The organism is Polaromonas sp. P1_G2 (assembly GCF_056405515.1).
Map to the genome: position 1 here is coordinate 1 of NZ_JBFUBY010000117.1, position 11,974 is coordinate 11,974.

Consider the following 11,974-nt stretch of genomic DNA (forward strand, 5'->3'; position numbering starts at 1 on the left):
GGCCAGGACACGGCCAGGCGCATTCCGGGTGCGCGTTTTGAAAGCATTGAAGGCATGGGCCATGATTTGCCGCCGGGGGTGGTGGAGTGTCTGCTTGCGCACCTGATCCCTCACTTCAAGGCCCACAGCTGAAAAATAGAGCCCCCACGCTCGTCACTTCGTGTACTTCGCTGCCCCCCGAGGGGGCCGTCGCTTGCTCGGGGCGGCCCTTCGCTGCGCGGTGCGGTTAGCTGCGAAAATGGGGACATGAACACCCCTGAACAATCCCAGCTCGGCAAACCCTCGGCCTACATCGACCAGTACGACGCCTCGCTGCTGTTTCCCATCCCGCGCGAAGGCAAACGCGCCGAAATCGGCGTCACCGGCACGCCGCCTTTTTTCGGCGCAGACCTGTGGACGGCGTTTGAACTCAGCTGGCTCAACCTGCGCGGCAAGCCCCAGGTGGCGCTGGCCCAGATCACCGTGCCCTGCGAATCGCCCAACATCGTCGAGAGCAAGTCCTTCAAGCTCTACCTCAACAGCTTCAACAACACGCGGTTCGCGGATGCGCGCGACGTGCGCGAGCGGATTCGCGCCGACCTCAACGCCGTGGTGGGCATGGGCGTCGGCATCAAGACCCTGGGCCCCGAGCTGTTCGACCGCGAGCCGGTGCACGAGCTTGATGGCCTGAACCTGGACCGGCTGGACGTGGAGTGCATCCACTACCAGCCCGCGCCCGAGCTGCTGTTCGCCGAATTCGACGAGCCACCCGTCGAGGAGACGCTGACCAGCAACCTGCTCAAAAGCAACTGCCTGGTCACCGGCCAGCCCGACTGGGGCAGCGTGCAGATCCGCTACGCCGGCCCGCAGATCAACCAGGAAGGCCTGCTGCAGTACCTGGTGAGCTTTCGCAACCACAACGAGTTCCATGAGCAGTGCGTGGAGCGCATCTTCATGGACATCTGGACGCGCTGCAAACCGCTGAAGCTCTCGGTCTACGCGCGCTACACGCGGCGCGGCGGGCTGGACATCAACCCGTTCCGCACCAGCCATCCGCAGGCGCTGCCGCCCAGCATACGCACTGCACGGCAGTAAGAACGCCCCGGTTTACTGCCCGAACTCGCTGAAGTTCTTGAGCGGCGTAAGCCCGGGGAACTGCCCCGCGCGCTTTTCCTTCATGGCCATCACGGACTCGCGCACATGCGCGTTGCTCCAGATCGCACCCTGCAGCCAGCCCATTTGCCGGAGCGCATCGTCCACCGAGTGGTCGCGCGCGTAATGGATGGCCTGTTTGCTGCCCCAGACCGCCACCGGCGGCTTGGCGGCGATTTCGTTCGCGCATTGCATCGCGGCGGCCAGCATGGCGTCCGCTGAATCAAACACCTCGTTGACCAGCCCGTAACCCAGTGCTCTGGCCGCCGGCAGTCGTCGCCCGGTGTAGGCCAGTTCCTTGACGACGGCCAACGGCAGCAGCTTGGGCAGGCGCTGCAGCGTCCCCACGTCGGCCACCATGCCGATGTTGATTTCCTGGATGCAGAAAAACGCGTCGGCCGTGGCGTAGCGCAGGCAGCAGGCCGTCACCATGTCGACCGCCCCGCCTATGCAGCCGCCCTGGATGGCCGCGATCACGGGGATGCGCAAAGTCTCGAGTTTGGTGAAGGTGGCCTGCATGTCCGTCAGCAGGTCGAAGATGGCCGCCCGGCCTTCGGGGCTCTGGTCGTCCATGGCGATGCCGCTGCCGAAGGTCTCCAGCGCCATGCCCGCGCTGAAGTGTTTGCCGGTGCTGGAGATCACCAGCACGCGTGCCTCGCCGGTTTTATGGAGATGCGTGAGCGCCGCGTCCAGCTCGCGCCAGAACAGCGGGTGCATGGTGTTCATCGCCTCGGGGCGATTCAGCACCAGGTGGGCGACGTGGCCGGTGGTGGTAAGGGTGAAGCAGGTCAGGGAGGGTGGGGTGGGAGCGTTCATGCCCCCACTCTAAGTCAGACCGGGTCAGGCGACCAAGTCCAGCCAGTCACACCTGAGACGCCGCGCCAGGTGCGCCCGCGCTCTTGCATAGACATACAGCCGCGGCGCCAGGACGCCCAGCGCGCACAGCGGGTAGGCCCAGGCCGCGTCAAAGGTATAAGCCGGCAGCCAGCCCGTCCAGCCCATGAGCCAGATTGTCAGCACCGCTTCCCAGAGCTGGCATTCGAGGGGGTGCGCCGCTCGCTGTACCTCGCGCCAGTCCTTCAGGCGCTGGAACTGGGCCAGCGTGATGTGGTGCCAGTAGGGCGACCGGGTAGGTGTGGGTGCGTTGGAAGGATCAGAGGGATCGGACATAAAGCCTCCGTGCGGAAGCTTCAATGTAAGTTTCGTGAAAGCTTCTGTCAACGGCCGCAAGCCGTCAGGGTCGACGCCAAACGCTTTTTTTTGCAAGCCCTCGTGACAGGCCGGGCCGCCCCGGCCACCGCGCCTCAGGCCGCGGCCAGGGTTTTCAGGGCCGAGACCAGCCGGTCCAGGTCGGCCTCGGTGGTGTAGAGCGCCGGGGAGACACGTATGCAGGGGCCTTTGGCCACGCCGGTGCGGCGCACCGTCAGCACGCCATAGCTGTCGCGCAGCTGCGCCACCAGCGCCTTGTAGTCGTCCGGCTTTGTCCTGCCGGCCAGGCGGAAAGAGGTGATGCCCGCGGCCATGCCGGGCTGGTCCGGCGTCAGGATGTCGACGCCCTTGAGTTCGCGGGCGCGGCCGACCCAGTAGTCGCGCAGGTAGCGAAGGCGAAGCTCCTTGGCCTTGGGGCCGATTTCCGCATGCAGGGCCAGCGCCCTCGGCAGGGTCAGCAGGGCCGCGAAATTGGAGGTGCCGCTGTGCACGCGCGAGCGGATGTCGTCGGCCGGCCAGTCCTCGTCGGCCATCGCGCGGTCTATATCGGGCAGCCGCCCTTTGGCGACGTACATAAAACCCAGGCCGACGGGTGCGCCTATCCACTTGTGCAGGTTGAAGCCGACGAAGTCCACGCCGAGATCTTGCACCTTGAAGTCGATCTGGCCCCAGGAGTGCGCGGCGTCCAGCACCACGTCCACGCCGCGGGCCCTGGCCATCGCGGCGATCTCGGCCACGGGCATTACCAGCCCCGTGCGGTGGCTGACGTGCGTGAGCAGCAGCAGTTTGGCCTTGGGGTTGTTGGCCAGGGCTTCCCGGTAGGTTTGCAGCACGGCTTCGCGCGTGGCGGGCTCGGGGATGCTGAACTTGACCACGTTCACGCCGCGCCTGTCCTTGAGCCAGTTCATCGCGTACTGCATGGAGTCGTAGTCGAGGTCGCAAAACAGCACGCTGTCGCCCGCGCTGAGTTTGTTGTAGCCGCCTATCAGCAGCTGCAGGGCTTCGGTGGCGCCGCGCGTGAAGGCGATCTCCCCCGGAGCGGCGCCCACGGCGGCGGCCAGCAGCTTGCGGGCTTCGGTCGCATCGCCGTCGAACTGCGAACGCGCATAGTAGGAATTCTCGCGGTTCACCATGTCGGTCTTGGCCTGGTACTCGCTGCGCACCGGGTCGGCCATGATGCCCCAGTAGCCGTTTTCCAGGTTCACCGTTTTGGGCGTCACGGTGTAGAGCGACCTGACGGCAGCCCAGTAGCCGCGATCGGTGGCCATGGCTTGCGCACTGCCCGCCGGCAGGGGCGGAAGACTCCGGGCGGTGGTCTGGGTTTGGGCCTGGGTATTGGCCGCGGTGAGAGAGGCGGTGGCCACGAGGCCCATGACAAAACCGCGGCGATTGGCATGCAGCATGAAAACGTATCCTGATGATGGGTGTCTGCGGTTTTTAACCGCCGGACATGTCAGGCATGTGTCGTCATGGCTGCGGCGGCGTGTCGCCTTTCTTCCCTTAGATCCGCCGGCGGCGCGGCACGACGCTCAATTGCAGCGTAAGTTTCCCCGGCGAAGCGGTCACGGTGTAAGCCTGCGGCGCGATGTCTATCAACTGGTCGGCATGCCAGACCTTGATCTGCGCGACGCCTTCGGGAAGCTGCGTGATCTGCGCCACGCCTTCGGCATTCGTCAGAATGGCCCAGGGTGATTCGCTCACATACACGTGGCCGCGCATGGAGCCGTGGATGTGGCAGCCCAGCAGCACGGCGCCGGCCTTGGTGAACGTGGCATCGGCCGTTCTGGCCGGTTTGCCTTCGGGCTTGCCGTCCAGGCGCAGCTCAAAGCCTTCGCCCGCCGCGGCATTGAACTGTGCCGCGCCGGCGGCCGAGCCGCGCACGTGGTGTTCCCACGGGTCGTTGTTGACGAACTGGGCCTTCGCGCCCACGGCCACCACGCTGACGGCCGGTACAAAGCGCATCTTTTCCTGGTAAATCGTGACCTGGCTGGGCAGCGGGGTTGGGGCTGCACCGGTACTGGCCGAGGGCACGACCACCACGACCGCATCGGGCGCCGGCTTGCCTTCCTTGTCGAGCACCAGCACCGAGAGGTTGGCGGCGCCGGCCCAGGCGGAAAAGGCCAGGCCGGCGAGCAAGAGCAGGGCGGATGCCAGCGTTCGCGAAGTGGGGTGTGTCATGGGGTTCTTCCGGTTCAGGTTTCGCGAGGCATCAACAAGCCCAGCACGGCTGCCACCACAAACAGCGCCGGCACGTCACCCCAAAGATGGCCCATGGTGTGGTGGCCGCTGAAGGACTGCACCGCCATGATCCCGCCGTGCACGACGCTGGACCAGACGGTGAACCAGATGAGGCTGCGGTGCAGCAGCGGGTTGCGGGCCGCCAGCAAAAGGAAGACACCCAGCGTTGCGTACAGGCCTATCATCATCTCAAGGTAGTGCGAACGGCCCTCCGTATGCCAGGCCCAGCCCGAAGGCCAGACGATGGTGAGCGGCCAAAAGGCAAAAGTAAAGATGAGGCCTGTCAGCGTCAGGGCGACGCGCAGGTATTTGAGGCGATCAGCATTTGTCATTGTTTTGTCTCTTTCGGATCATCGAAAGCCGCGCATCTCCAGCAACTCACAACCCTCCCGGCAGCACGACGATGCCAGGAGGGTGTTTGAGCGCTTGTTACTTGGCAGCCGGCTTGTATTCCGCAACAGCCTTGGCCAGATCACGGGTTTCTTCGCAGCCGGCGCAGATGGCCTGCAGCTTGGCGAGCTGGGCGTCGGCCTGGGCTTTCTGGTTGGTTTTCAGGTAGGCGATGCCCGAATATTCCAGCGCGCCCTTGTGATTGGGGTCCAGCGCCAGGGCCTTGCCGTAAGCGGCAAAGGCCTCGTCGTACTTGCCCAACCAGCGGTTCGAATAACCGAGGTAGTTGTAGGCGTCGGCATTCTTCGGGTTCTTGGCCACGACCTTGTTGAAACTGCTCACGGCCTCGGACCAGTTCTTCGCGTCAATGGCTTTCTTGCCGGCGGCGAAGTCGTCGATCTGCGCGTTCTGCACCGGCGTGGTCTGTATGTCGGCCGCGATGGCCGCGCCGGCCAAAGCCAGGGCGATGACGGGCAGGGCGATGAAGTTACGGATGGAAAAAGCGTTCATGTCGGGCTCCTTGAATGTTGCTTGCTTACTGACTAAGTTGGATGCGCTGCGAATCAGCACCTTATACAAACGGCATGACTGGAGAATTGGATGCAGCCGAACTCGTATTTATTTGTAAGGGCTCAGGCCGCTTGCGGCCATTGAAGGCCGAAAGGCAGTGTGCGCGGCCCGAACAGGAAGTGCAACACCCTTCGCCGGCTGTTTCCCGTGGATTTGGAGGAGGCGTGCAGCAGCAGCGGTCGCATGGCCATCACGCTTCCCTGCTCCGCCGTGCAGACGGCTTCGGCCTGGACCTGGCGGGCCGCCGCGGCGGCTTGCGCTTCCATCCTGCCCTGCAGGTGGGAACCAGGGATGACCCGCAGGGGGCCGTCCTCGGCGCCGCAGGCATCGATGTGCAAACGCACGGCCACCAGTTGCTCTAGCAGCTCGATCGGCGGCTGGACGTACAGGACGCCTTCCTTCTCCGACCAACCGCCCAGGCCGGCGTGTTCCACGCGGGCTGCCACCGGGATGCTCATGTCCTGGTGCACCGGCACCAGCCAGTTGCGTGATGCCGACTTCTCGAAGAAGGTGCACTGCACGGCCACGAAGTCAGCCGGAACCAGCGGCGCCAGCAAGGGGTGCCGATGCAGCGATGCCGCAAGCGCCTGGCACCAGGCTTGCGACAGCAGGCCGCGTGTTCCGGCTGAGTCCGGCGAAACACCCGCAAGCCGGGAAGCGACCGACTCGCATTCGGCACCGCCCAGCACCTGGGGAACAAGCGCAAAGCCCTGGGTCGTGAATGCGGTGTGATCCATGCCTGCCAGGGGATGCCGAGGGTCACAGCATCGATTGAAACAGCACGAGGTACTGCGGATGCTGCGAGATCGTGTTGTGCGAGGTTCCCGGCAACATCTTGAGCGCGGCCGTGCCTTTGTTGAAGCGCGCATGCAACTGCCCGGTGCTGGCCGCCGGGATGACCTCGTCGTGTTCAGCGGAAATCAGCAGCGTGGGCGCCGTGACCTTGGGCGCGTACTTCCAGGATTCAAACTTGTCGACCAGCAGCCAGGAGATGGGAAACCAGGGAAAGCGCTGCGCGGCCAGTTCCTGGATGCTGTTGTAGGGCGTCACCAGGATCAGGCGCGACACCGGCCGCTGGCTGGCGACCCAGACAGCTACACCAGAGCCCAGGCTTCTGCCGACTACGGTGACGTCCGCATGCGTCTTGCTGACGTGGTCGAACAAGGCCAGGGCATCGCTTTGCAGCGCCGCCTCGGTGGGGCTACCGCTGCTGCCGCCATAACCCCGGTAGTGAAGCAGGTAGATGGCGTGATCCGGGAAGGCTTGCGCGAAAGACGGCAGGTTGGCCGAAACGTCTTCGGCATTGCCGCCGAAGTAAACAAGGGCCTTGGGCCCTGTCGCCTGCCGGGCGGTGAGCACGAGATCCGCGTCGCTAACCTTGAGGTGCAGCGTGGACGCCGGGCTGCCTTCCAGGCGGGGCTGCGGGAAGTAGAGCAGCGAACGCTGGTACACAAACAGCGCCGCGCAAATGGCCAGGTAGGCCAGCAGCAGGACCGTGAAGAAAACCGCCACTGCGCGCGCCGGCCTGTTCACCACAGCTTGGCGCAATTGCCGCTGAAGACCACGGTCTCGCCGGGTTTGGCCGGGTTGGCCTCGGTTTCCAGCGTGACGACCAGCTTGCCTACCTTGGACAGCAGTTTTTCCGAGGTGTCGGGCAGCATGGAGACCGCCGAGCCGCTGGTCGGCACGGTGCCCAGCGAAAACGCCGGGCCGTTGGCCGGCACGGCCCACAGCACCAGCTTTCCGCTGGCGGGCGGCGTGATCGGGCCTATGACCTTGACCGTCATGGTCTTGCCGTGGCGCAGCGAACTGACCAGCAGCTTGCCGTTGCCCTGGGCGTCGGTGAGCAGGCCCACATAGCTTTGCGGCAGCTTTTCGCCCGAGCGCATCGCGAGCTGGTCGCTGGACATGAACAGGGTGGGCATGGCGACAAAGAACGCGCTGGCCGCGATCACGCCCGCGGCCAGGCCGCCAAAACCAAAGCCCGCCGGCTTGAGCCAGCCCAGCCAACCGGCTTTGCCCTGCGCATGCCGCGTGCCGGCGGGCTGCGTGCGCGCCGCGATCGCGGCCCACACCCGGGGTGAAGGCTGCTGCGCCGGCACAGACATCGCCAGCTGGCCCAGGCGCGCCTCCCATTGGGTGACACGCACACGCACATCGGCGCGGTCGCGCTGCAGTCGTTCAAAGCGCCGCCGTGCGCCGCCGGCCAATGTGCCCAGCACATAGGCGGAGGCCAGGTGCTCGAGCAATTCAGGGTGGGTGTATCTCATGACAGCCCACACGCTTGCGGCAAAGCCGCTGCGCTGCCCCCCGAGGGGGCCTTCGCGCCTTGGAGCGGTCCGGCGGCGCTCATGCCACCACTCCTTGCGCGGCCAGGCAGCCCTTGAGTTTCTCCAGGCCGCGCCGTATCCAGGCTTTCACCGACCCCAGCGGCGCGCCCATCTGGGCGGCCACCTCGCTGTGCGACAGGCCCTGGTAATAGGCCAGCGCCAGGCTTTGCCGGTGGCTGCCTTCCAGCGCGTTCATGCAGCCTGCTATATGCAGGGCCTCGGTGGCCTGCTCCAACAGCTGCATGGCGCTGGGGGCGGGTGCCATCGTGCTTTCGCTGTCTTCTTCGTCCACGTCGCCCGATTCGGGCAACTCGCTTTCCTTGCGGCGCGCGCGTGCCCGAAAGGCGTCCAGCGCCTTGTTGCGGACGATGGCGATCAGCCACGTCATGGGTTGAATGGTTTGGCCGTCCACCTCGCTGCGGTAGCCGGCTGCGCTTTTCCAGATGCTCACATACGCCTCTTGCAGCACATCTTCGGCCGCCTGTCCTTGTCCCAATATACGAACGGCGACGCCAAACAGATGCGTATGGGTGCGTTCATAAACTTGGGCGAAGCAGCCATGGTCGCCTTGCGCCGCGCCGGCGATCAGGGCTTGCAGGCTGCGGGTGTCCATGTCGGAGGCCAGTTTCATGCGGCTGAGTATAGGGAGTTAGGCCCAGGCGGCAAAACATCTCCGGCAATGGCATTTTTTCAAAAAAAACTGCATCCAATTGGTGCTTGCCGTCGTTTGTCCCTGGTGGGCGGGCCGCCGCGCCGGCCCACAGCCCTCCAGCACTGGGAGTTGGGGCTTTTTTACTTTCTTTTTTACTTTCATTTAACCCGGGGACCTGTCAATATTTGCAGGGCTCCCTCTCAGGAGATCGCCATGACACCGATTGCAACCGCCACCCCACCCAGGTTTCACACCGGCCTTGCCGCCGCCGCCTTGTGTGCCGGCCTGCTGTTGAGCGCCTGCGCCGGCGGCCCAGCCGCGCAAATGGACACAGGCAAGCCGGTGCCCGCCGCGCTCAAGCCGGCCGATGGTGAACGCGCGGCCTTCACCTGGCACGCGGTGGGTTCGCAGATTTACGAATGCCGCGCCTCCGACAAGGGTGGCTGGGCCTGGGTGTTTGTTGCGCCCGAGGCGGACCTCTTCAACCAGAAAGACGAAAAAGTCGGCACGCATGGCGCCGGCCCCAACTGGACCGCGCTAGACGGCAGCAAGACCGTGGGCACGGTCAAAGCGCGCGCCGACGGCGAGCGTCCCGGCGACATCCCCTTGCTGCTGCTGACGGCAAAATCCGCCGGCACACCAGGCAAGATGGCGCCGGTCACCAGTGTGCAGCGCCTGAACACCGAAGGTGGCAATGCGCCGGCCCGAGGCTGCGCCACGCAAGCCGACGCCGGCAAACGCGTCAAGGAAGGCTATACCGCCGACTACGTGTTTTTCACCGCCAAAAACACTTGAAAAAGTGAGGCCCGAGATGTCCGTGCTCAAGAACCTTTTCAGCGCCAGCAAGAGCCCCAAGCACGACGCCACGGGTCCTGAAACGGGGCCGGTCAAGATGAACCTGGACGAGCGCATGGCGTTCCGACGCGAGATGCTGTTCGAGGCCATCAAGGTCACCATGCAGGCCCACGGCATCCTGTCGGCCAGCTACAAGTTCCGCGTGGTGCGCAACGACAAGCGAGGCCACCAATACTTCGTGCTGGTGGACCTTTCCACCGACTTCCTGGACAACCGGGAGGGCGGGCCCGCCCGGCTGGCCGAGGTGGGGGCGGCCATCGCCAAAAATGCCGCCACGCGTTACGACCTGCTGGTCAGCGGCGTGTACTGGCAGGTCAATGAACAGATCCAAGGCTTCTCGGCCAGCCGGCCGGTCCCCCTGCCCGCGGGCCAGGACGCGGGCGATTCGCGGCCGCCTGTGCGGCGCCATGAGCGCGCCACGCTGGAAGAACTCGCGGCCTTTGAGGCCGCCTGGGAGAAGGGTCGGGCGCTGCAGATCGGCGACCGGGTTTATTCATCCGACCTGGCGCCGCTGGAGGTGGATTCCCGGAAAGACGACAGCCGAAGCTAGCGATCCTTGTCAGGGCCTGCGCCGCCGCGGCACCACCGTGAGCTGCATGACGTTTTTGGCCAGCACCGTGCCCACCGTTACCTGTTGCGGCGCGATGTCTATCAGCTGCTCGGCCTGCCAGACCTTCACCTGGGCCGTGCCCTCGGGCAGGTCTTCAAAGGTCGCGATGCCTTCGAAGCTGGTTTTCGCGGCCCAGGGTGATTCGCTGGCATAGAGGTAGCCGCGCATGGAGCCGTGGATAAAGCAGCCCAGCAGGGTCGCGCCCAGCACCCCGGCTTTGTCCAGCGTTACCTCGCTGGACTTCGCGGGCTTGCCCTCGGCCTTGCCTTCGAGCCGCATTTCAAAGCCCGCGTTCGTCGCGCTGAATTGGCCCATGCCCGCGGGCGAGCTGCGCACATGGTGGTCCCAGGCGTCGTTGTTGATGAACTGAACCCTGGCCCCCACGGGCACCACCGTCACCGCCGGGACGAACTGCATCTTTTCCTGGTAAATGGTGGCTTGCGCGGGCAGCGGGTTTTTAGGGAGAGCACCCTTGCCGGCCGGTGTGACCACCACCACCGCGTCTTGCACCGGCTTGCCGTCCTTGTCGAGCACCGAGACCACGAGCTTGCCGGCCTGCGCCGCCGCGCTGAAGGCCAGCAGTGCGGAAAGGGCCATGCCCCGCGTGGCGGCCTTCATGGCTTGGCCCCGCTTTCCGATGGCGTGATGATGTCGCGGTTCATGGGTGCCAGCAGCGCCAGCATTTCGTTCTGCTTGCGAAACGGGATGCCCTTGGCGTCCATGCTTTGCTGCAGCACTTCGACCAGCGCATGGAAGTCGGATTTTTTGATCTCCAGGTTGGCATGCGCGCTTTTCATGTCGGCGCCCTTGTAGACGCAGGGGCCGCCGCTCAGGGCGCAGAGCTGCTCCACCAACTGCTCCTTCACGCGTTGCTGGTTGGACGGCCCGAAGTGCGGCCCGGTGCGCGGATCGGCCAACAGGCGGACCATGAAGTCGTCCATCAGCGCGACCAGGCCGGGCTTTTCGCCGAAGGCTTTGTAGAGCTGGTCGTTTTGCGGGGGCGCGGTTTGGGCGAACGCGTTGCCCGCGGCAAACGCCAGGCAGATCAGTGTTTTTTTCATGATGATGCTCCTTGAATGATTGGCGAGGCTCAGAAAGCGACCTGGGCCGAGAGGTAGTAACCGGACTGCTTGCGGCTGGCCGTGGTCGCGGGCACGATCACGCCCAGGTCCACATAAGCCAGCGTCAGCGAGAGGTTTTTCGTCGGCGCCCAGGCGATGAAGATGTCCTTCCAGTCTTCCGAGCGCAGGCCGTTGCCCAGGCCCGCGGCACGGCCGGCGCCTTCCAGCTTGTTGCGCATGAAGCGGTACTCGGCGCCCACGGCAATGTTCTTGCTGACCAGGTAGGCGACCGAAAACTCCGGCTGCAGGCTGTAGCGGTTTTCATCACCGCCCAGCGTCGCGCCATAGCCCAGCAGGCCGTTCTGGTTGGCTTTGGTGGCGCGCAGCGTGGCGTTGACCAGCAGGCCCTGGCCCAGGAAAAGTTTGGTGGCGCTCACGTACACGTCAACACCCGAACGTTTGGCGCCCAGCGCGGCCAGCGTGCCGTCCAGCCCGGTCGAGCCCAGCTTCTTGTACTGCACGCCGACAGCCACTTGCGGCACCAGCGTGTCGCTGTCGAGCACCGCATCACCCAGCACGCGAAGCTTGGCGCCCACGATGGTCTGCTTCAGGTGCAGCCCCGGCAGGCCCAGCGCCACCCCGGTGTCCCGCGTGTTGAAGTCCTGACGCGCGATGGACAGCTCGTAGCGGTCATGGATGCCGGCCGCCGCGCCGTAGATGTTCAGGCCATAGTCGCGGGTGCCGACATGGGTCAGGTAGGCCGAGCCACCGATCTCGTCCGCCGTGGCGTTGCTGCCGATCACGGCCCAGGGCGTCAGGCCGCCGCCGGCCGGGCCTTCTATGGTGCTGACGCCGCCGGTCAGGAGGAGTTTTCCTGTGTCGGCTTGGGCAGCCATGCTCAGGAGGAGGCCTGCGAGTAGGGGGATGG

16 protein-coding genes and 1 pseudogene are annotated in these 11,974 nt (G+C 65.2%); 4 read left to right on the forward strand and 13 right to left on the reverse strand.

Annotation, left to right across the window (positions count from 1 at the left end; genetic code table 11):
* Together AC1D0P_RS13540 and queF are read left to right on the forward strand one after the other, a co-directional pair.
* Positions 1 to 132 (forward strand): annotated as a pseudogene (locus AC1D0P_RS13540) (alpha/beta hydrolase); the annotation flags it as partial.
* Between the two features lie 114 nt (positions 133 to 246).
* Positions 247 to 1,074, forward strand: a complete 828-nt coding sequence (gene queF / locus AC1D0P_RS13545; RefSeq protein WP_477677214.1) for an NADPH-dependent 7-cyano-7-deazaguanine reductase QueF — start codon at positions 247 to 249, stop codon at positions 1,072 to 1,074.
* A gap of 12 nt (positions 1,075 to 1,086) precedes the next feature.
* On the opposite strand, the gene AC1D0P_RS13550 is transcribed toward queF, so the two are convergent.
* The 10 genes from AC1D0P_RS13550 to AC1D0P_RS13595 all read right to left on the reverse strand — a co-directional run bounded on the left by AC1D0P_RS13550 (position 1,087) and on the right by AC1D0P_RS13595 (position 8,499).
* Complete coding sequence (locus tag AC1D0P_RS13550; protein ID WP_477677215.1) at positions 1,087 to 1,947, reverse strand: enoyl-CoA hydratase-related protein; 861 nt, start codon at positions 1,945 to 1,947, stop codon at positions 1,087 to 1,089.
* A 24-nt stretch (positions 1,948 to 1,971) separates the two neighbouring features.
* Positions 1,972 to 2,301 carry a hypothetical protein gene (locus tag AC1D0P_RS13555; protein WP_477677216.1) on the reverse strand — a complete coding sequence of 110 codons (330 nt, stop codon included), beginning with the start codon at positions 2,299 to 2,301 and terminating at the stop codon, positions 1,972 to 1,974.
* Positions 2,302 to 2,435: 134 nt separating this feature from the next.
* Entirely contained in the window at positions 2,436 to 3,743 is a 1,308-nt protein-coding gene (locus AC1D0P_RS13560) for an aminotransferase class V-fold PLP-dependent enzyme (protein ID WP_477677217.1), read from the reverse strand.
* Positions 3,744 to 3,840: 97 nt separating this feature from the next.
* On the reverse strand, positions 3,841 to 4,518 hold the full coding sequence (locus AC1D0P_RS13565; protein WP_477677218.1) for a cupredoxin domain-containing protein: 678 nt from the start codon (positions 4,516 to 4,518) through the stop codon (positions 3,841 to 3,843).
* Between the two features lie 14 nt (positions 4,519 to 4,532).
* Positions 4,533 to 4,910 (reverse strand): DUF6632 domain-containing protein, encoded by a 378-nt coding sequence (locus tag AC1D0P_RS13570; protein WP_477677219.1) that lies wholly within the window; start codon positions 4,908 to 4,910, stop codon positions 4,533 to 4,535.
* A gap of 97 nt (positions 4,911 to 5,007) precedes the next feature.
* Positions 5,008 to 5,478, reverse strand: a complete 471-nt coding sequence (locus tag AC1D0P_RS13575) for a tetratricopeptide repeat protein (protein ID WP_477677220.1) — start codon at positions 5,476 to 5,478, stop codon at positions 5,008 to 5,010.
* Positions 5,479 to 5,600: 122 nt separating this feature from the next.
* On the reverse strand, positions 5,601 to 6,275 hold the full coding sequence (locus AC1D0P_RS13580) for a phytanoyl-CoA dioxygenase family protein (protein WP_477677221.1): 675 nt from the start codon (positions 6,273 to 6,275) through the stop codon (positions 5,601 to 5,603).
* 22 nt (positions 6,276 to 6,297) lie between these two features.
* On the reverse strand, positions 6,298 to 7,050 hold the full coding sequence (locus tag AC1D0P_RS13585) for an alpha/beta hydrolase (protein ID WP_477677222.1): 753 nt from the start codon (positions 7,048 to 7,050) through the stop codon (positions 6,298 to 6,300).
* A 17-nt stretch (positions 7,051 to 7,067) separates the two neighbouring features.
* A complete protein-coding gene (locus tag AC1D0P_RS13590; RefSeq protein ID WP_477677223.1) occupies positions 7,068 to 7,808 on the reverse strand; it encodes an anti-sigma factor in 741 nt (246 codons plus the stop codon).
* 79 nt (positions 7,809 to 7,887) lie between these two features.
* Positions 7,888 to 8,499: an RNA polymerase sigma factor gene (locus tag AC1D0P_RS13595; RefSeq protein WP_477677224.1), complete on the reverse strand. Its 612-nt coding sequence runs from the start codon at positions 8,497 to 8,499 to the stop codon at positions 7,888 to 7,890.
* 234 nt (positions 8,500 to 8,733) lie between these two features.
* On the opposite strand from AC1D0P_RS13595, the gene AC1D0P_RS13600 reads away from it, so the two are divergent.
* On the forward strand, positions 8,734 to 9,315 hold the full coding sequence (locus AC1D0P_RS13600; protein WP_477677225.1) for a DUF3455 domain-containing protein: 582 nt from the start codon (positions 8,734 to 8,736) through the stop codon (positions 9,313 to 9,315).
* Between the two features lie 16 nt (positions 9,316 to 9,331).
* Positions 9,332 to 9,925, forward strand: coding sequence for a hypothetical protein (locus AC1D0P_RS13605; protein WP_477652755.1), 594 nt, complete (start codon positions 9,332 to 9,334; stop codon positions 9,923 to 9,925).
* Positions 9,926 to 9,934: 9 nt separating this feature from the next.
* Here AC1D0P_RS13605 and AC1D0P_RS13610 read toward each other — a convergent pair whose 3' ends face one another.
* Genes AC1D0P_RS13610 through AC1D0P_RS13620 form a run of 3 tightly spaced genes read right to left on the reverse strand, consistent with a single transcriptional unit; the run spans position 9,935 to position 11,972 of the window.
* Positions 9,935 to 10,582 (reverse strand): cupredoxin domain-containing protein, encoded by a 648-nt coding sequence (locus AC1D0P_RS13610; RefSeq protein WP_477677226.1) that lies wholly within the window; start codon positions 10,580 to 10,582, stop codon positions 9,935 to 9,937.
* A 17-nt stretch (positions 10,583 to 10,599) separates the two neighbouring features.
* Complete coding sequence (locus tag AC1D0P_RS13615; protein ID WP_477677227.1) at positions 10,600 to 11,046, reverse strand: group I truncated hemoglobin; 447 nt, start codon at positions 11,044 to 11,046, stop codon at positions 10,600 to 10,602.
* A gap of 29 nt (positions 11,047 to 11,075) precedes the next feature.
* Positions 11,076 to 11,972, reverse strand: a complete 897-nt coding sequence (locus AC1D0P_RS13620; protein ID WP_477677228.1) for a DUF3034 family protein — start codon at positions 11,970 to 11,972, stop codon at positions 11,076 to 11,078.
* Positions 11,973 to 11,974 lie beyond the last annotated feature (2 nt).

Bases quoted from the DNA above. Each gene is read 5' to 3' on its own strand.
- AC1D0P_RS13615 (WP_477677227.1), bottom strand. From the start codon at position 11,046: ATGAAAAAAACACTGATCTGCCTGGCGTTTGCCGCGGGCAACGCGTTC.
- AC1D0P_RS13555 (WP_477677216.1), bottom strand. From the start codon at position 2,301: ATGTCCGATCCCTCTGATCCTTCCAACGCACCCACACCTACCCGGTCG.
- queF (WP_477677214.1), top strand. From the start codon at position 247: ATGAACACCCCTGAACAATCCCAGCTCGGCAAACCCTCGGCCTACATC.
- AC1D0P_RS13565 (WP_477677218.1), bottom strand. From the start codon at position 4,518: ATGACACACCCCACTTCGCGAACGCTGGCATCCGCCCTGCTCTTGCTC.
- AC1D0P_RS13575 (WP_477677220.1), bottom strand. From the start codon at position 5,478: ATGAACGCTTTTTCCATCCGTAACTTCATCGCCCTGCCCGTCATCGCC.
- AC1D0P_RS13550 (WP_477677215.1), bottom strand. From the start codon at position 1,947: ATGAACGCTCCCACCCCACCCTCCCTGACCTGCTTCACCCTTACCACC.
- AC1D0P_RS13560 (WP_477677217.1), bottom strand. From the start codon at position 3,743: ATGCTGCATGCCAATCGCCGCGGTTTTGTCATGGGCCTCGTGGCCACC.
- AC1D0P_RS13570 (WP_477677219.1), bottom strand. From the start codon at position 4,910: ATGACAAATGCTGATCGCCTCAAATACCTGCGCGTCGCCCTGACGCTG.
- AC1D0P_RS13605 (WP_477652755.1), top strand. From the start codon at position 9,332: ATGTCCGTGCTCAAGAACCTTTTCAGCGCCAGCAAGAGCCCCAAGCAC.
- AC1D0P_RS13580 (WP_477677221.1), bottom strand. From the start codon at position 6,275: ATGGATCACACCGCATTCACGACCCAGGGCTTTGCGCTTGTTCCCCAG.
- AC1D0P_RS13610 (WP_477677226.1), bottom strand. From the start codon at position 10,582: ATGGCCCTTTCCGCACTGCTGGCCTTCAGCGCGGCGGCGCAGGCCGGC.
- AC1D0P_RS13595 (WP_477677224.1), bottom strand. From the start codon at position 8,499: ATGAAACTGGCCTCCGACATGGACACCCGCAGCCTGCAAGCCCTGATC.
- AC1D0P_RS13590 (WP_477677223.1), bottom strand. From the start codon at position 7,808: ATGAGATACACCCACCCTGAATTGCTCGAGCACCTGGCCTCCGCCTAT.
- AC1D0P_RS13600 (WP_477677225.1), top strand. From the start codon at position 8,734: ATGACACCGATTGCAACCGCCACCCCACCCAGGTTTCACACCGGCCTT.